General features: G+C 68.6%; 17 protein-coding genes and 1 tRNA gene. 10 read left to right on the plus strand and 8 right to left on the minus strand.

Annotated elements, in window-relative coordinates:
- The first annotated feature begins 582 nt into the window (after positions 1-582).
- Positions 583-1,929: a peptidoglycan DD-metalloendopeptidase family protein gene (locus DS843_RS30090; protein WP_149472494.1), complete on the plus strand. Its 1,347-nt coding sequence runs from the start codon at positions 583-585 to the stop codon at positions 1,927-1,929.
- Positions 1,930-1,951: 22 nt separating this feature from the next.
- On the opposite strand, the gene DS843_RS31475 is transcribed toward DS843_RS30090, so the two are convergent.
- The 5 genes from DS843_RS31475 to DS843_RS30110 all read right to left on the minus strand — a co-directional run bounded on the left by DS843_RS31475 (position 1,952) and on the right by DS843_RS30110 (position 7,346).
- Complete coding sequence (locus DS843_RS31475) at positions 1,952-2,128, minus strand: hypothetical protein (RefSeq protein WP_167525538.1); 177 nt, start codon at positions 2,126-2,128, stop codon at positions 1,952-1,954.
- A 61-nt stretch (positions 2,129-2,189) separates the two neighbouring features.
- Positions 2,190-3,185 (minus strand): lipid II:glycine glycyltransferase FemX, encoded by a 996-nt coding sequence (locus DS843_RS30095; RefSeq protein ID WP_149472495.1) that lies wholly within the window; start codon positions 3,183-3,185, stop codon positions 2,190-2,192.
- 16 nt (positions 3,186-3,201) lie between these two features.
- Positions 3,202-4,062: a flagellar motor stator protein MotA gene (gene motA / locus DS843_RS30100; protein ID WP_149472496.1), complete on the minus strand. Its 861-nt coding sequence runs from the start codon at positions 4,060-4,062 to the stop codon at positions 3,202-3,204.
- 254 nt (positions 4,063-4,316) lie between these two features.
- Positions 4,317-6,182 carry a phosphoenolpyruvate carboxykinase (GTP) gene (locus DS843_RS30105; protein ID WP_286192411.1) on the minus strand — a complete coding sequence of 622 codons (1,866 nt, stop codon included), beginning with the start codon at positions 6,180-6,182 and terminating at the stop codon, positions 4,317-4,319.
- A 291-nt stretch (positions 6,183-6,473) separates the two neighbouring features.
- Positions 6,474-7,346 carry a DUF2470 domain-containing protein gene (locus tag DS843_RS30110; protein WP_475849467.1) on the minus strand — a complete coding sequence of 291 codons (873 nt, stop codon included), beginning with the start codon at positions 7,344-7,346 and terminating at the stop codon, positions 6,474-6,476.
- 275 nt (positions 7,347-7,621) lie between these two features.
- Here DS843_RS30110 and DS843_RS30120 point away from each other — a divergent pair, with 275 nt between their 5' ends.
- The 8 genes from DS843_RS30120 (at position 7,622) to ptsP (ending at position 14,821) form a co-directional block, all read left to right on the plus strand.
- Positions 7,622-8,317 (plus strand): response regulator transcription factor, encoded by a 696-nt coding sequence (locus DS843_RS30120; protein WP_149472499.1) that lies wholly within the window; start codon positions 7,622-7,624, stop codon positions 8,315-8,317.
- 52 nt (positions 8,318-8,369) lie between these two features.
- Positions 8,370-10,055 carry a stimulus-sensing domain-containing protein gene (locus DS843_RS30125; RefSeq protein ID WP_286192409.1) on the plus strand — a complete coding sequence of 562 codons (1,686 nt, stop codon included), beginning with the start codon at positions 8,370-8,372 and terminating at the stop codon, positions 10,053-10,055.
- A 153-nt stretch (positions 10,056-10,208) separates the two neighbouring features.
- Positions 10,209-10,652 carry a hypothetical protein gene (locus DS843_RS30130; RefSeq protein WP_149472501.1) on the plus strand — a complete coding sequence of 148 codons (444 nt, stop codon included), beginning with the start codon at positions 10,209-10,211 and terminating at the stop codon, positions 10,650-10,652.
- A gap of 132 nt (positions 10,653-10,784) precedes the next feature.
- Positions 10,785-11,297, plus strand: a complete 513-nt coding sequence (locus DS843_RS30135; protein ID WP_149472502.1) for an HPr kinase/phosphorylase — start codon at positions 10,785-10,787, stop codon at positions 11,295-11,297.
- Positions 11,294-12,232, plus strand: coding sequence for an RNase adapter RapZ (gene rapZ, locus DS843_RS30140; RefSeq protein WP_149472503.1), 939 nt, complete (start codon positions 11,294-11,296; stop codon positions 12,230-12,232). Before DS843_RS30135 ends, rapZ begins: the two co-directional genes overlap by 4 nt.
- 79 nt (positions 12,233-12,311) lie before the next feature.
- Positions 12,312-12,713 (plus strand): PTS sugar transporter subunit IIA, encoded by a 402-nt coding sequence (locus DS843_RS30145; RefSeq protein ID WP_149472504.1) that lies wholly within the window; start codon positions 12,312-12,314, stop codon positions 12,711-12,713.
- Between the two features lie 4 nt (positions 12,714-12,717).
- Entirely contained in the window at positions 12,718-13,059 is a 342-nt protein-coding gene (locus tag DS843_RS30150) for an HPr family phosphocarrier protein (protein ID WP_149472505.1), read from the plus strand.
- The gene (gene ptsP, locus DS843_RS30155) at positions 13,049-14,821 is read left to right on the plus strand and encodes a phosphoenolpyruvate--protein phosphotransferase (RefSeq protein WP_149472506.1); all 1,773 of its coding nucleotides are present in this window, start codon (positions 13,049-13,051) and stop codon (positions 14,819-14,821) included. Before DS843_RS30150 ends, ptsP begins: the two co-directional genes overlap by 11 nt.
- Here ptsP and DS843_RS30160 read toward each other — a convergent pair.
- Both DS843_RS30160 and DS843_RS30165 read right to left on the minus strand, forming a co-directional pair.
- Positions 14,805-15,620, minus strand: a complete 816-nt coding sequence (locus DS843_RS30160; protein ID WP_149472507.1) for a hypothetical protein — start codon at positions 15,618-15,620, stop codon at positions 14,805-14,807. The two genes, ptsP and DS843_RS30160, sit on opposite strands and share 17 nt — an antisense overlap.
- A 243-nt stretch (positions 15,621-15,863) precedes the next feature.
- Entirely contained in the window at positions 15,864-16,343 is a 480-nt protein-coding gene (locus DS843_RS30165; RefSeq protein WP_149472508.1) for a hypothetical protein, read from the minus strand.
- A 101-nt stretch (positions 16,344-16,444) separates the two neighbouring features.
- On the opposite strand from DS843_RS30165, the gene DS843_RS31995 reads away from it, so the two are divergent.
- Positions 16,445-17,155 carry a hypothetical protein gene (locus DS843_RS31995; RefSeq protein ID WP_286192410.1) on the plus strand — a complete coding sequence of 237 codons (711 nt, stop codon included), beginning with the start codon at positions 16,445-16,447 and terminating at the stop codon, positions 17,153-17,155.
- A gap of 223 nt (positions 17,156-17,378) precedes the next feature.
- Here DS843_RS31995 and DS843_RS30180 read toward each other — a convergent pair.
- Positions 17,379-17,455 (minus strand) — tRNA-Met (locus tag DS843_RS30180).
- Positions 17,456-17,608: the final 153 nt, after the last annotated feature.

Consider the following 17,608-nt stretch of genomic DNA (forward strand, 5'->3'; position numbering starts at 1 on the left):
ACGGTCCATACCGCCGCCTGCGCATCCCTTCTCACAACACGGTATCAACGATTTCCAAGATCCCGCGGCCCCGGAGAACCGCAACACCCCGCGCCCATCCCCTTCGAGGAGTGGGCCGCCAGGGCCAAAAACCGATAAGTCCAAAAACCTGGAGACGAACAACACAGCGCCGAATGCTCAGCGCCGTTTCTTGATCGTCTTTTTGATCTTTAGCCCGTCGCTGTCGCCCTTGTCGGCGGCACCGCGTCGGTGGAGCGGTTTATATGCGCACCCCTTCGACCGGCGCAAGCGCTTTTTGCATTTCCATGAAAAATTCTTCACAGATCGACTTATCACCGAAGTCCAAGCTGGAATCGGTGTATGTGCGTCCCTCCCTCGGACCGGGTGTCCCGCCATGGCGGAGCGTACGGTTCGGGAGAACGGCCTGTTGCACCCAACCGATTGCCGCGGCAACCCATATCGGGTTGACAGTGACAAAAAGGGTGCGCATGGTCGCCTATAGAAGGTGGTAACTCATTGGGCGGGATCACGGCCTGCCGCTTCAACGGTCCGAAACGGGTGAGGAAGCATAGGAGGATGACGATGCGTTCGAGGCTCGGTGGCCTTCCCACGCTCGCCCTGATTGCCGCTGGTCTGGCGGGGCTTCTCTCACACACGGTCGCACAGCCCGCCTACGCCGCGGGCGGGCGTACGGCCCCGCCGGAGCGGGCCGCCAAGGATACGGCCACCAAGAACACGACCGGCGAGGAAGACGACCGGCCCTCGGCCGCCGACCGTCATATCCTGTCGGTCGGCCGCGGCGACACCCTGCTGGATATGCTGACCGGGGCGGATGTGCCGACGGACGAGGCGACCAACGCCATCGCGGCGCTGCGTAAGGTCTACGATCCGCGCAAGCTGCAGATCGGCCAGCAGGTCACGGTCCTGTTCGAGCCACGCCGCGGGGGAGCCAAGCGATTCGTCGGGCTGGAGTTCCTTCCGGACGTGGTGCGGTCCGTTTCCGTGTCCCGCAAGGGCGACGCCGATTTCATTTCGAGCGAATCGGAAAAGGCCGTCACCCGCCAACCGGTCGCCGCCCAGACGGTGATCCGGTCGAGCCTGTTCGAGGCGGGCAATGCCGCGGGCGTGCCGGTTTCGGTTATGATGGCGCTGATCCGCGACTATTCCTATGACGTGGACTTCCAGCGCGACCTGCAGCCGGGCGACCGCTTCGAGGTTCTCTATGAAAGGCTGGTGACCGCCGACGGCAAGAACGCCGGCGAAGGCGACGTGCTCTACGCCGCCCTGGTTCTCAGCGGCAAGGAGTACCCGATCTACCGGCACAAGAGCCGGGACGGGCGGGTCGACTATTACAACCGCGATGGCGAGAGCATCCGGCGCGCCCTGCTGCGCACACCGATCGACGGCGCGCGGATCACCTCGGGCTTCGGCATGCGCCATCACCCGATCCTGGGCTTCAGCAAGATGCACAAGGGTATGGACTTCGGCGCCCCGACCGGCACGCCGATCTATGCCGCGGGCGGCGGCGTGGTCGAGGAGGTCGGGCCGAACGGCGCCTATGGCAACTACATCCGCATCCGCCACAACACGCAGATTTCGACGGCCTACGCCCATCTGAGCCGAATCGCGAAGGGAACGCGCCGCGGTGCCCGCGTCGATCAGGGTGACATCATCGGCTATGTCGGCAGCACCGGGCGATCCACCGGCCCGCACCTGCATTACGAAGTGCTGAAGAGCGGTCAGCAGATCAACCCCAAGAGCATCGACCTGCCCACCGGCGACAAGCTGGAGGGGCGCGAGTTGCAGGCCTTCGAACAGACCGTGCGGACGCTGGAGAAGACCTTCGAGCAGGCGCGAAGCGGCCTTCAACTCGCCCGCACGCCGGGGTCGCATGAGGACAAGGGCTGCACGAAGGCGACCACCTGCTGAGGCGGCGCTTAAGGCAGCGATCCTATTCCTGGTGAAGGAAGCGGCGGATCGCGTTGGCGAGGATCTGCACGCCCTTCTCGTCGTCGTCCGCCATTTTGCGCAGCCGATCGCGCATGGCCTGAACCTGTGGCTTCATCTGGGACGCCTTGGCGATGGCCAGTTGCGCCTCTTCCGGTTTCATGACGTCGTCGTCGGCCATGGCATGCTCCCTCAGCTTGCGGTCAGGATGAGACACGGGGCGCCGCGTTTCAACAGCCCCGTCAACGGTAAAGACCGACGCTCTCCGTGGCCTGACCGCCGGTCCCCAGCTTGAACTCCGTCACGCCCGGCGCGCTGTCCGGGTTGATGCCGCCGAGGTCGAGCCAGCCCACGCCACGCGCCTTCAACGCCAAAGCCGCCCGCCACAGCACCAGCCGCATCGCCCCGCTCTTTCGCCCCGAATCGCTGGACCAGCCGATCTGGTAGGTCGCCGAGCCGCCATGGATGTAGAACAGGGCGCTCGCCGCCGGTTTGGCGTCGCCGGAGCGGCCCTCCAGGGCGGCGGCCATCAGCACCCCGTCACCCTTACCCGCCCCACCCTTCACCAGCGCGTTGCGGATGCGCACGGCCAGCGCCCCGGTCATCGGGCGGAACTGCTTCGTCAGGGCCTGCTCATGCTCCTGCTTCATCAGCCAGGGGAGGTTCTTGGCCTCCCAGTCCAGATCGATCGCCAGCCCGGCCCTCTCAGCCCCCTTCAGCCGTTGCCGCCAGTCGCGGGCCATCGCCGCGCGCAACTCCTCCTCGCCGCGGGACAGGTCGAGCCAGACCGTGCGATAGCCTGGGCCGAAGCGGCGGAAGCCGCAACGGCGCAGCATCTCCTCCGCCTCAGGACCCGCCGCGAGTTCCGGGAGCAGGCTGGCGCGGTTCAACGGATTGTCGGGGCAGGCCCGGCGCAGCAGGCGGAAAGCCGCTTCCTGGGTCGCCATGTCCGGCTCCACCCCGTCGAGCCACAGGGGACCCCGGTGGATTTGGCGCTGGTAGAACAAGCGGAGCATCCGGCGCTCCAGAAGCTGCACGAGACCGATTGGCGCACCGCCCCGCCGGATCAGACCGAGCCGCGGAACGAAGCCGTGGGTGCGCCCCATGGCGCCGGCATAGGCGAAGCACTGCGGCAGGGTGGATCGGGATACGCGGGCGAAAAGGGAAGCCCACTCCCCCATCGTCCCTTCGTTCCACAGGATGGTGACGGCGTCTTCGGACGAAGCGGGGGATGACATGGGATGAGGTCCGGCGTCAGGCAGGCGGCAGGGCCGACGTGGCCTCTTCGACCTGGGCGAAGCTGGGCCTGTATTCGGGTTCCAGCACGTTGCGCGAATATTCCACGGAAATGGCAGGTGCATAGCCCGACAAATGCGCGATCAGGCCGATCTTCATCGCCTGATAATATTTGCCTTCGGCGTGGTAGATGTTCTTCAGGCCGCTGGCGATCGGCGCCAGGAAGCCGTAGGCGACGAGAATGCCGGTGAAGGTGCCGACCAGCGCGCCGCCGATCAGCTTTCCCAGAACCTCCGGCGGCTCGGTGATCGATCCCATGGTGTGAATCACGCCCAGCACCGCCGCCACGATGCCCAGGGCTGGCACGGCGTCCGCGACCGCCTGGATGGCGTCGGCGATGCGCTGGTGCTCGTGGTGCATCGTCTCGATGTCCTCGTCCATCAAATCCACCAGCTCGTGCGGGTTGTCGGCGCCGAGCGACATCAGGCGGAGATAGGTACAGAGGAAGGCGATGGCATGGTGATCGCCGTAGAACTTAGGAAATTGCTGGAAAAGTGGCGAATCTTCCGGTTTTTCGATGTGCTGTTCGAGGGCGAGCAGGCCCTTGGTCTTCGCGATCTTGAAGACCTGGTACATCATGGTGAGGAGTTCGAGAAAATCCTCCTTCTTGTATTTTGGTCCTTTGAAGAGGTGTCCGAGTTCCTTGCCTGTGTGCGTGACGACCGCTTTTGGATTGGCAATCAGAAACGCGCCGGCGGCGGAGCCCAGGATGATCAGGAACTCGAAGGGCATCCACAGCACGCCCATATGGCCGCCGCCCAGCACATACCCGCCGAAGACGCTGAAAACCACGACACCGAAGCCGATCATCACGAACATGTCTTCAGTCCTCCAGCGTCCTACTCAGGGTCTTGGCCGTTCCGTCCTGCGAAGCGGCAGCCGGCACAGTGACGCAGCAATCCCTTGCGTTTTTGTGAATCCCCCGGCGTCGGACGCGATCCTAGCCGTGACAATGGGTCATGTCACGAAAGGAGTACCAGGAAAGCGCCCCGCCGCTTCATTCCACCAAAAAGGAAAGGGCCGCCCGAAGGCGGCCCCTCCCCACGCGTTGGATGACGCGACGGATGGCTTGGTCAGCCGATCCGCCAGGTTTCCGGCGACTTCTCCAGACGCTTGAGAAGCGCCACGCGCTGCTGCTCGATCTCGTCCGGCAGGTGGCTGCCGAAGCGGTTGAACAGCTCTTCCTGGTCCTTGGCCTCGGCCTCGGCTTCCTTCCGGTCGATGTCCATGATCTTCCGGAACTTGTCCTCGGCGAAATCCAGACCGGCCCAGTTCAGGTCCTGATAGCGCGGCATGTAGCCGAACGGGCTCTCCGCCGGCTCCGCCGCACGGCCGCGGACGCGGTCGACGATCCAGCGCAGGACGCGCATGTTGTCGCCGAAGCCCGGCCAGACGAACTTGCCGTTCTCGTCCTTGCGGAACCAGTTGACGCGGTAGATGCGCGGCAGGTTTTCCACCTTGCCTTCCATCGCCAGCCAATGGTTCCAGTAGTCGGCCATGTTGTAGCCGCAGAAGGGCAGCATGGCGAAGGGATCGCGGCGGATGGCGGCCTGGCCCACGGCGGCGGCGGTCGCCTCCGAGCCCATGGTCGCCGCCCAGTACACGCCCTCGCGCCAGTTGTAGGCCTCGAACACCAGCGGGAAGGTCTTGGACAGGCGGCCGCCGAAGATGAAGGCGGAGATCGGAACGCCCGCGGGGTCTTCCCAGGCCGGGTCGATCGACGGGCACTGCGCCGCCGGGGCGGTGAAGCGCGAGTTCGGGTGCGCGGCGGGACGGCCCGAAGCCGGGGTCCAGTCGTTGCCCTGCCAGTCGATCAGATGGGCCGGCGGCTCGTCGGTCAGGCCCTCCCACCACACGTCGCCGTCGTCGGTCAGCGCGACGTTGGTGAAGATGACGTTGGCGTTCAGGGTCTTCAGCGCGTTCGGGTTCGACTTGATGCTGGTGCCCGGCGCCACGCCGAAGAAGCCGGCCTCCGGGTTGATGGCGCGCAGCGTGCCGTCCGGCTGCGGCTTCACCCAGGCGATGTCGTCGCCGATGGTGCGGACCTTCCAGCCCTCGAACTCCGCCGGGGGAACCAGCATGGCGAAGTTGGTCTTGCCGCAGGCCGACGGGAAGGCGGCGGCCACGTAGGTCTTCTCGCCCTCCGGGCTTTCCACGCCCAGGATCAGCATGTGCTCGGCCAGCCAGCCCTGCTCGCGGCCCATGGAGGAGGCGATGCGCAGCGCGAAGCACTTCTTGCCCAGCAGGGCGTTGCCGCCGTAGCCGGAGCCGAAGGAGACGATCGAGTGATCGGCGGGGAAATGGACGATGTACTTGTGCTCGGCGTTGCAGGGCCAGGGAACGTCCTGCTGGCCCGGCTCCAGCGGCGCGCCGATGGAGTGCAGGCAGGGCACGAAATCGCCGTCGCCCAGGATGTCCAGCACCTTCTGGCCCATGCGGGTCATCAGGCGCATGTTCACCGCGACATAGGGGCTGTCGGAGAGCTGCACGCCGATGTGCGCGATGTCGGAGCCCAGCGGCCCCATGCTGAACGGCACCACATACAGGGTGCGGCCCCGCATGCAGCCGTCGAACAGGCCGTCCAGCTTCGCCTTCATCTCCGCCGGGTCGACCCAGTTGTTGGTCGGGCCGGCGTCCTCCTTGCGCTCGGAGCAGATGAAGGTCCGGTCCTCGACGCGGGCGACGTCGCCCGGATCGGAGCGGCAGAGGTAGGAGTTCGGGCGCTTGGCCTCGTTCAGCTTGATGAAGGTGCCCGATTCCACCATCTCGGCGCAGAGGCGGTCGTATTCCTCCTGCGATCCGTCACACCAGTGCACCCGCTCGGGCTTGCATTTGTTCGCGATCTCCTCGACCCAAGCCAGGAGCTTCTTGTTCCGCGTGCGCGTCGTTCCGGTCATCCTTTGCCTCTCACTCGTCTCCGGGTCCGCCGCCCTGTGCAGTCAGGGTCCGGCGCCCGGAGGTCCAGACGGTTGGCCTTTTCGGCCCTTATCGAAAGCCGTCGTCGTTCGGTAGCGGTTGTCTTTCCGCCGGCTCACACCACCGCGGCCCGGCCCGAAGGCCGGACGGCGGTCATCCCGACACGCCCTGCGGGCGCGCCCGATGTCCTGACTGGCAAGAGAGGGGTGGCCCCAGGGCCACAAACCCAAAACGGCAACGGGTTGGTCCGTTATGGTCCACTGACGTTTTCTCCTGGTTGCGCTCTTTGCGCGCCGCTTGCCGCAGCGTCGTCGTTAGCCGTCACGATCGTCCGAATCAACTGAGCCATCATCAACTGAGCCCTCGGGCGCGCCGGGTGCGCGCCGGCGGGCCTGCCGGGCGAGCCCGGCGAGAGTGACCCTAGCGTCTTCGGGGTTTTCCACGCTGTGATCGAAATCAACCCGCGCCATTTCGCCGCTGCGGCGCAGGTCGCAGCCGTCGGGATCGATTCCGGTCATCGTCCAAGGATTGGCGTCTTCGGCGGAACGTCCCGCCAGAACCGTGGCGTAAAGCCGCAAGGCGTCGGCGTGGTCGGCGTTCATGTGGCCCAGGATGGCGTCCTCGGCCTCGGCCAGCGCGGCGGGAACGCGGGGCAGCAGCAGATCGCCCCGGTCGAGCCATTTCACCCGCCCGAACCCGGCCACCAGATGGGCGCGCTCCACCGACACGGCGTAGAGGCTGAAATCGCCGAATCCGGCGTAGAGCGCGGCGCCCGGGTGGCGGGCCAGGAAGCGGGCGCGGTGGCGCGGCTCCTCCGAGCGCGCCGCCCGCCCGAGGACGGACAGCCGCGGCCCGGACAGCGGCTCCGCCAGCCCGGCCGTTCCATCGAACAGCAGGCCGACGCGCGGGTCCCGCGCGATGTTCTTCGTGTGGTCGGCAAGGGTCGAGAGGAGGAGAAGCGGGGTTCCGTCCAGATCGAAGGCCACCTGGACCAGCGATGGATAGGGCCAGCCGCCCGGGCCGTCATGCTGGCCGTCATCGCCGCGCAGGGCGGTGGAGAGCGCCGCCAGACCGGCAGCACGCATCAGGCGCCTTGCAGCGCCTCCCGCTTGGCCGCCGGCGCCCGATGACGCCGCGGCGCCCGGCCCCGATGAGGCCGGACCGATGGGGGACTCGTCGGAACTCATGCCCTGATACGACTGCGTTCTCCCGCGCAGCACCGTTTCCCCGGCGCCGCATTGGTGCCATATTGGCCCAGAAAAATAGGTTGGGAAAAGCGAAAAGTTGGCTTTTCATGCCTTTGCGCCACCTATTGGGCGTCTTGGAGAATAAGGTAAGCCCGAGTTTCGAAATACGCCGCAACCATCTTCCGTAGTATGCGCCGGCAACCGCCCCGGGTGGACAAGGGCCGGGCGGGCAAGGGCCGCCGGTGCAAGGACCTGCGATTGGGAACGCGAAAGACATGTCTCACACCGTAGCGTTGGTGGACGACGACCGGAACATCCTGACCTCCGTTGCCATGGCGCTGGAAGCGGAAGGATTCGAGGTGCGCACCTACACCGACGGCGCCGAGGCGCTGCGCGGCCTGACCCAGCGCCCGCCCGATCTGGCCGTGCTGGACATCAAGATGCCGCGCATGGACGGGATGGAGCTGCTGCAGCGCCTGCGCCAGACCAGCCACCTGCCGGTCATCTTCCTGACCAGCAAGGACGACGAGGTGGACGAGCTGATGGGCCTGCGCATGGGCGCGGACGACTACATCAAGAAGCCCTTCTCGCAGCGCCTCCTGGTGGAGCGCATCCGCACCCTGCTGCGGCGGGAGGCGGCATCCCGCGACAAGACCGCGCCGGAGCCGGGCGCCCTGCTGACCCGCGGCCCGCTGGCCATGGACGGCGCGCGCCATTCCTGCACCTGGAAGGGCCAGCCCATCGACCTGACCGTGACCGAATTCCTTCTGGTGAAGGCCCTGGCCCAGCGGCCCGGCCATGTGAAGAGCCGCGACCAGTTGATGGACGCCGCCTATGGCGAGAACGTCTATGTCGACGACCGCACCATCGACAGCCACATCAAGCGGCTCCGCAAGAAGTTCAAAGCCATCGATTCCGATTTTGCGCAGATCGAAACGCTCTATGGCGTCGGTTACCGATACAAGGAGTAAGGCCCGCGGCCCGGACCGCGCCCGGCCTGCGGCCCCCGCCATGAGTCACACCATGGCGCGGCGCCGTTTGCGCGGCGTGCTGTCGCCGCTGACGCTGCGGATTCTGGCCGTCAACGTGCTGGCGCTGCTGCTGCTGGTCGGCGCCCTGCTCTATCTGGGCCGTTATCAGGACCGGCTGGTCCAGGCGGAGCTGGACGCGCTGGAGACGGAGGCGCGCATCTTCGCTTCCGCCCTGGGCGAGGGAGCCGTGCAGCGCGCCGCGGAAGAGCCGGAGTCGGGTCAGGAAAGCTATGAGCTGTCGCCGGAGCTGGGGCGCCAGATGATCCGCCGGCTGGCCCTGGCGACGGAGACGCACACCCGGCTCTACGGCCCGGACGGGCGGCTTCTGTCGGACAGCCGCGTTCTGACCGGTTCCCCCGGCAAGATCGAGATCCAGGAACTGCCGCTTCCGCCCTCCGGCGACCCGATGTCGCGCGCGGTCAACGAGTTCTACGCCCGTTTCATCGACGTGGTGCCGAGCCGGGAGAATCTTCCGCTCTACCGCGAACCGCCGGGCCATGCCGCCGGGGCGGCCTCCCCCCCGCCGGTCAACGTCGAGCGCGCGCTGGCCGGGGAGAACAGCGCGACGGTGTGGCGCCTGGCCTCTCCGATCGCCCGCTCCAACCTGCTGCTGACGGTCGCCGTTCCGGTTCAGCGCTACAAGGAGGTGCTGGGCGTGGTGCTTCTGTCGCGCAACGGCGCGGTGATCGACGAGGCCATCCGGTCCGTCCGCACCGACATCCTGCGCGTCTTCGCGGTGGCGCTTCTCGTCACGGTCCTGCTGTCGCTCTATCTGGCCGGCACCATCGCCCGGCCCATCCGCCGGCTGGCCCAGGCCGCCGACCGGCTGCGCACCGGCCACGGGCGCCACACGGAAATCCCCGACTTCACCCGCCGCGGCGACGAGATCGGGGAGTTGTCCGGTGTGCTGCGCGACATGACGGCGGCGCTGTGGGCACGCATGGACGCCATCGAGCGCTTCGCCGCCGACGTCGCCCACGAGATCAAGAATCCGTTGACCTCGCTGCGCAGCGCGGTGGAGACGGTCAGCCGCATCCAGGACCCGGCCCGCCGCGACAAGCTGATGGCGATCATCGCCGACGACGTGCAGCGGCTGGACCGTCTCATCAGCGACATTTCCAACGCGTCGCGCCTGGACGCGGAGCTGTCCCGCGCCGCGCTGGAGCCGGTGGACATCGGCGCGATGCTCCGCACGCTGGCCGACATCCACCGGGCCACCGCGGAGGATGACGAGGAGACCGGCGGGGAGGACGGCGAGGGAGCGGAAGCGGCCCCCCGGGTCGTCGTCGAGCCGCCGCGGGGCGGGTCCCTCACCGTGAAGGGGCTGGAGGGGCGGCTGACCCAGGTCTTCCAGAATCTGATCGCCAACGCCCTGTCCTTCTCGCCGCCCGGGGGGCAGGTCCGGGTGGCGGCGCGGCGCACGCCGGACGGCGCGGTGGAGGTGGCGGTCAGCGACGACGGCCCCGGCATCCCCGAAGGCAAGGAGGAGGCGATCTTCGAGCGCTTCTACACCGAACGGCCGGCGGGGGAGAAGTTCGGCACCCATTCCGGGCTGGGCCTGTCGATTTCCAAGCAGATCGTGGAGGCCCACGGCGGCACCATCCAGGCCGCCAACCGCCTCGGCCCCGGCGGGGAGACGGTCGGCGCCGTCTTCATCGTACGGTTGCCACGCCCATGAGATTATTCCGCAGGATGGATGCGGCATAGTTGCAATGGGAGAAAAGGTGTATGGACAAAGTCGTGGTTGCGACGGATGCTCAACCCTGGTCATTCCCGCGCCCGCGACGGCTGGCCTTTCAGCAACCGGATGTCACCGACCGGAAGAGGGGCCATGCCAGACACCACGTCAGAGACCACGCCTGGCATCAATCCGGCCGCGCCGCGCCAGTGCGAAGGAGCGGCGGCAGGTCCGGCCAAGATCATCGACTTCCGACGCTATCGGCTGGCCCGCCTCATCAACGACGCCAGCGTCCAGCAGGGTGAACTGGCGCGGATGATGCGGGCGTCCGCCAACGAACGGACGCAGCTTGCCGAGGCGCTCCAGGGCGCGCAGCGGCATCTGGCGACCATCGCCGACAGCTACACCCACCTGCTGACCCGGCTGGCCCGCGAGAAGGATTTCCGCACGGCCTGCCAGGAGGCTGCGGAGCTTGACGATCTGGACGAGATGATCCGGCGGCGCGACGCCTTGGCGAGCGAACTGGCGGACATCCGCCGCACGGCCCGTCCCGGCCTGCGCATCGCCTTGATCGCGGGGGGCGAGGCCCAGAGCTGAGTTCCGGAGCCGGCCCCCGGAATTCGGGCCGCGGCGGCCGGGAGGGCGCTTTGGAAGTGCATCGGGCGGGAAAGGATGCATTTTCGGCATCCCATTGACAGAACCGGCGGCACGCCTCACCTTCGCGGGATCATGGCAACGATTCACGGCACCTGCGTCTTGGTCGGCACATGGGATAGCGGCAACGGGTATGGCGGCAAGGGGAACGGGGGCGCCGGCAACCGGAGCGGAGCGTCCGTCGGGGTGCTGTTGCGGGGACCGTCGGGCAGCGGCAAGTCCGATCTGGCCTTGCGGATGATCGACGCGGGGGCGCTGTTGGTTGCGGATGACCGGGTGGAGCTGCGTGTGGACCAGGGCAGGCTGATGGCAAGGGCGCCGGCGGCGCTGGCCGGCCTGCTGGAGGTGCGCGGCGTCGGCATCATGCTCATGCCCGCCGTCGCGGAGGCGGAGGTCGGGCTGGTGGTCGATCTGGTACCGCGCGAGGCCGTGGAGCGCCTGCCCGACGAGGAGGCCGCCGAACTGCTCGACCGCGCGGTGCCCCGCCTCGCCCTGTATCCCTTCGATGCTTCGACACCGGCCAAGCTGAGGCTGGCCGCCGCCGCCGCGCGGGCCGGCAATTTGGGAAAGGTTCCGGATCTGCCATGACCGATCGCCTCCCCATCGACGACCGACTGACGGAACCGCTCGCCGGCCAGGGCGGCAAGCTCGTGCTGGTCACCGGCATGTCCGGCGCCGGCATGTCCGTCGCCCTGAAGGCGCTGGAGGATCTGGGCTACGAGGCGGTGGACAACCTGCGCCTGTCCCTGGTCCCGGCGCTGCTGGAGCAGGCCGATCCGCGCAAGCGCCCGCTGGCGCTGGTGATCGACAGCCGCACCCGCGACTTTTCCGCCCACGCCATGCTGGAGGAGGTGGAGGCGCTGAAGGCGCACGCCGAACTGGACGTGCGGCTGGTCTTCCTCGACTGCGGGGACGAGACGCTGCAGCGCCGCTTCACCGAGACGCGCCGCCGCCACCCGCTGGCGATCGACCGCCCGGTGCCGGACGGCATCCAGTTGGAGCGCGCCATGCTGCTGCCGCTGAAGCAGCAGGCGGACGTGACCATCGACACGACGCAATTGTCGATCCACGACCTGCGCCGAATCCTGGCTGGCAACTTCCAGATCGGGACCCAGACGGCGCTTCAGGTCTTCGTCACCTCCTTCTCGTTCCGGTTGGGGTTGCCTCGCGAGGCGGACCTCGTGTTCGACGTACGCTTCCTGACGAATCCCCACTATGATCCGGAACTGCGCCCGCTGACCGGATTGGACCCCCGCGTGGCGGCGCGGGTGGAGGGCGACCCGGATTTCGCCGAATTCTTCCGTCATCTGACGGACCTGTTGCAACCGCTTCTGCCGCGATACAACCAGGAGGGCAAGAGCTACCTGACCATCGCGGTCGGCTGCACGGGCGGCAAGCACCGGTCCGTGTTCGTCGCCGAACGGCTGGCGGCGTGGCTGGACGGGCTGGGGCTGAAGGTTGGGCTCAGCCACCGGGAACTCGGCCAAAGGGAGTTGGACCGGCAGTCCCCAAGGGCCGGCTGACGGCCGGATAAGGGATCGTTCATAAGTGCCGCAATAAGAATGCGGCTTCGGGGGAGGCTCCAGAATTGAAGGATGTCCCATGATCGGTATGGTTCTGGTGACCCACGGGCGCCTCGCGGAAGAGTTCATCGCCGCGCTGGAGCATGTGGTGGGTGAGCAGCAGCAGGTGCGGGCCGTGTGCATCGGCCCAGACGACGACATGGAGCAGCGCCGTCAGGACATTCTGAACTCCGTTGCCGACGTGGACGACGGGTCTGGCGTCGTGGTGCTGACCGACATGTTCGGCGGAACGCCGTCCAACCTCGCCATTTCCATCATGGACAAGGCGAAGGTGGAGGTGATCGCCGGCGTGAACCTGCCGATGCTCATCAAGCTGGCCAGCGTGCGCCGCCAGGAAACGCTGGCCCACTCCGTGGCCGCCGCGCGGGAGGCCGGGCAGAAATACATCAACGTCGCTTCCTCCCTGCTGTCGGACGGGTGACCGGATGAGCGTTCCAGACGACAAGACGCCCGCCCAGGGCGCCCCCGGGATCGGCGGCCCGAATCCGGAGAGAAATCCCGAGATCTGCCAGACCGTCACCATCTGCAACCAGCGCGGCCTGCACGCCCGCGCCGCGGCGAAGTTCGTGAAGCTGGTCGCCACCTTCGATTGCGAGATCGAGGTGCGGCGCGGCGAGACGCAGGTGTCGGGCGAATCCATCATGGGCCTGATGATGCTGGCCGCCGGCCCCGGCACCTCGGTGGAGCTGTACGCCTACGGCAACCAAGCCGAAGAGGCGATGGCGGCGCTCGTGGACCTGATCACCCGCAAGTTCGATGAAGACTGACGTTCCGGCCGCCGGCCAGGGGCGGTCGCTGCGCGGGCTGGGCGTATCGCCCGGCATTGCCATCGGCCCGGCCCATGTGGTGGAGAGCGGCGCCGTCCGCGTTCCCGAATACGCCCTTCCGCCCGATCAGGCGGAGGCCGAGGTCGCGCGCTTCGCCGAGGCCTGCGGCAAGGCGCGCCGCCAGATCCGCAAGCTGAAGTCGAAGGCGCTGGTGCTGCCCGGCTCCGCGTCGGAGGAGATCGGCTTCCTTCTGGACGCCCATCTGGCGATGGTCACCAACTCCCGCCTGACGCGCGGCGTGGAGCGCCGCATCCAGCAGGAGCTGGTCAACGCCGAAGCCGCCGTCCAGGCGGAGATCGCCACCATCGCCCAGACCTTCGCGGGCATGGAGGACAGCTATCTCGCCGGGCGCATCGCTGACGTGCGCGAGGTCGGGCGGCGCCTGATCCGCAACCTGATGCGGCATGAGTACCAGGCCTTCTCCATGCTGAATCCCGGCGCGGTGATCCTGGCGGAGGAACTGACCCCGGCGGACACCGCCCTTCTCGACCCGCGCCGCGTCGCCGGCTTCGCCACCGTTCTGGGCGGAGCGGAGGGACACACGGCGATCATGGCGCGCTCGCTGGGCATTCCGGCGGTGCTTGGCGTGGGCGGTCTGCTGTCCGGACTGAAGAACGGGACCACGGTGGTCGTGGACGGCGTCCATGGCCGCGTCGTCATCGACCCCACCCCCGACGTGCTGGAGGAATACCGCCAGCGCCGCGCCGAGCGCGAGCGCGAGCGCGAGCAGTTGAAGGGCCTGCGCAAGCTTCCCGCGGTCACCCGCGACAGCACCGCCGTCACGCTCCAGGCGAATCTGGAGCTGCCGCGCGACCTCGACCACGCGTTGGAGAACGGGGCGCAGGGCATCGGTCTGCTGCGCACCGAATTCCTGTTCATGAACCGCGACCATCTGCCGGACGAGGACGAGCAATACACCGTCCTGCGCTCCATCGTGGACGGCATGGGCGGACGAACCGTCACCGCCCGCACCATGGATGTGGGCGGGGAGAAGCTGGCCGGCTGGATGGCGGGCCGTTACGGCGAACCGGCGAATCCGGCGCTGGGCCTGCGCGCCGTCCGGCTGGGCCTGCGCGAGCCGAAGCTTCTTGAGACGCAGCTCGCCGCCATGCTGCGGGCGGGCGCGCATGGGCCGCTGCGCATCCTGCTGCCGATGATCTGTTCGGTCGCCGAGGTGCAGCGCGTGCGCGAGATGATGGGCCAGGTGGCCCGCCGCCTGCGCCGCCGGGGGGTCCCCATCGCCGACCCGCTGCCGCCGGTCGGGGTGATGGTGGAGGTGCCGGGGGCGGCCCTGTCCGCCGACGCGCTGGCCTACGCCGCCGATTTCTTCTCCATCGGCACCAACGACCTGACCCAGTACACGCTGGCCATCGACCGCGGCGACGAGCAGGTGGCCTCGCTCTACGACCCGCTGCACCCGGCGGTGCTGCGCCTGATCCAGTTCACCATCGAGGCGGCTCTGCGCGCCCGCATCCCGGTGTCGATCTGCGGCGAGATCGCCGGCGACTCGCGCTACACGGCGCTGCTGCTGGGGCTGGGCGTGCGCGACCTGTCGATGGTGCCGCCGGCCATTCCCCTGGTGAAGCGGCGCATCCGCAAACTGGACCTTCAGGAGGCCACCCGCCGCGCCCGCGTCATCATGGACCAGAGCGACAGCGGGCGCATCGCCGCCCTGCTGGACGACTTCAACGCGGTGGGCTGAGCTCACCGGCCACCCGCCCTTCCAGGCCGGGCTGTTGGGCGCCGACAGCTTCTTCGCGCTGGACGAGGCCCACCTCTGCCTGCCCTTCGAAGCGTTGCAGGGCGCTGCCGGGGACGGCGCCGCCCTGCCGCCCCCGCGCCTGCTTTCCCTGTCGGCGACGGGCCGCAGCGAGGGCGAGCGGGTGTTCCGGCTGGAGGACGGCGACCGCGGCGATTGGACCGCTCGGAGGCTGGATGCCGACTTCCCGCGCGTGCCGGCGGCGCTGCATTGCAGGCAGCGGCTTTTCCTGGTGGGGGGAGGGCGCGTGGCGGTGTCCGGCCCAATCCGGCTCGGCCGCAACGCCCACGCCGGTGGCGGCCTGTTCGCCCCGGTTCGCTGAACAACCTCTCGAAACGGGCCTCGCGGTCGGGATGAAAGCGGGGAGTCGACGACATGGCCCGAAGGTGGCGCCGGCATTGCCGGTGGCCTCATGGAACAAATCCTCGTCCGGGGCTACGTCGTCCAGCGCCTCGGGCGGCGACACCTCGTCCTTCTCCTCGACCGGGATCGCCTCCAGCGGCGACGGCGCGCCGTCCGGGCGCCGCCAGTCCGACAGGCTGGCGACCCGTTCGTAGACCTCGCCGGCCTCGAGCGCGTCGTCGGACTCGTCCCGGCGGCGCCACGAGCCCCGGTAGCTGTCGGCGTAGTCGGCGGCCCCGTGCTCGTCGATGGACAGCAGCGCCAGATGCAGGTCGCAGCCGGCCAGCGGTGCCGCGGCGGCCAGCACGCCGGCCACGGCGGCGTCCGCCTCCTTCAGCATCCCGAACCCCAGTTCGGCCTGGGTATAGGCGTGCTCCAGCGGATAGACCAGCTTGCGCGGGGCGTCCGCGCCGCTGCCCCAGCCCTTGAGCAGGGCGGCGACCCGCTCCGTCTCCGTCGCGTGATCGGGCGGCTGCGGCGGGCGTCCCGGTTCGCGGCGGACGAGCGCGCAGGTCGAGCCGGACCTCGCGCCTCTTGTGCCGCACCACCAGTTCGCCGCCGGACGAGCGGGAAAGCAGCACGATCACCAGCGTGGCGAACATGCCCGGCTCCTTCTCGGTGTCCCGATGGCCGAGGAAGAAGTCGCCCTCGCCGTAGAGCAGCAGCTTGTACAGTTCCGCCAAAGCCGGCTCGGCGACGCCCAGACGTCGATGAAGGGGGCCAGCAACTCCGCCGTGCCGGAGGCGACGAAGCCGCCGGGGCGTTGCACGGTGGCCAGCAGTTCGACCAAACCGGCGGGGAGCGTGGTCACGGCGAAGGCCCTGGCGAAGGGGGCGTAGAGCGGACGGACCGCTTTCAGGGCGTCCAGCAGTTCGGCCACCGTCGCCAGCTCCTCGACCGGCTGTTCCGCCAAAGCCCGGCCCAACCCCAAGGCGGCGCGCCATCCGAAGGCGCCCTCGACAGTCCATTCCACGGCGCACAGCCCGCCCGGCCCGAGCTGCAGGTGCAGCGCCGAAACCGGCAGGGAGAGCATTGCCAGGAACTGCGTTCGCCAATGCCGCATCGGACGGTTCCCGTCCAGGGGTTCCTCGACCAGCCGGTCGGCCAGGGCGTCGAGCGCCCGCGCGCCGTCGATCCGGTCCGGATACGGCGCCGAGATAGGCGGTGATCCCGCCGCCGCCGGTCCACAGCCGCAGCCGCCCGAGCGGCCCGTCCTGCGCGGCGGCCCAGCCGACGACCTGCTCCAGCAGCTCCCGCCGCCTGCTCCCGGAAACGGACACGGATTCCGTCCGCCCGTCCGGCCCGGTGAGAACCGCCAGCGCCTCCAGCGGCGAAGCGTGGGACGGCGCCGTCTCCAGGCGGCGTTCGTACAGGGCGTCCATCAGCACTGGGGCCAGGGCCGCCGGGGCGGTGGTCAGCAGGGTCAGCGCGCCGTCCCCCGGGCGGGCGCGGCGGACGGGCAGGACCGTCAGCTCCCCGCGCGCTTCGGCGCCGTCCAGCCAGCGCCGGGCCTCCTGCAGCGCCGTTGCGGGATCGCCGATCCGGGTGGCGAGGTCGGCGCGGCGGATCGTCCGCGCCCGCTCCACGGCATCCGGCCCGCCCCCGGCGGCGGCCAGCAGTTCCGGCCCTAAGCCCCGCTCATCGGCGGCGGCCACCCGGCAGGCGATCGAGAACTGTGTGCTTGCTTGGCTGAAGGAGCGCCTGCTCGGCGCCAACGTGGTCGCCGCCTTTGAGGACGGGATGTACAGCCCGTCCCTGAAGGAGCGGCTGTCCGCCCTGGAGGTCGAGCGTGCCGCACTCACCGCCGAGATCGGCGCCCTGGGGACGGAGGCGCCGGAGATGCTGCTGCCGGCCAACCTGCCGGAGCTGTACTAGCGGAAGATCGCGGAGCTCGAATCCATGCTCGGCGACGAGGGGATGGCCGCGATGGAGATGATCCGGTCCATGGACGACCGCGCCGTGCTGTCCCCCTGCCCCTCGGGCGCCGGGCTGGAGGCGCAGCTTCATGGCGACCTGCTGGCAATCCTGGAGGCGTGCGCCGAGGCGGGCCCGAAACGCCGACAGCCCGCCTCGTTGGAGGCGGGCTGTCAACTGTCGGTGGTTGCGGGGGCAGGATTTGAACCTGCGACCTTCAGGTTATGAGCCTGACGAGCTACCGGGCTGCTCCACCCCGCGGGTGTCTGAGAGGGTCAGTGGTCTGACGATTGTCGCGTGACTGTACAACGTTCCGCTGCGTCCGGACCGGTTTTGGTCGGGCGTGTGCCGTGGTGACCTGGCGGCGACCTACTCTCCCACGTCTTGAGACGCAGTACCATCGGCGCTGAGGCG

Source organism: Roseomonas genomospecies 6, from assembly GCF_008365375.1.
Taxonomy (GTDB): domain Bacteria; phylum Pseudomonadota; class Alphaproteobacteria; order Azospirillales; family Azospirillaceae; genus Azospirillum.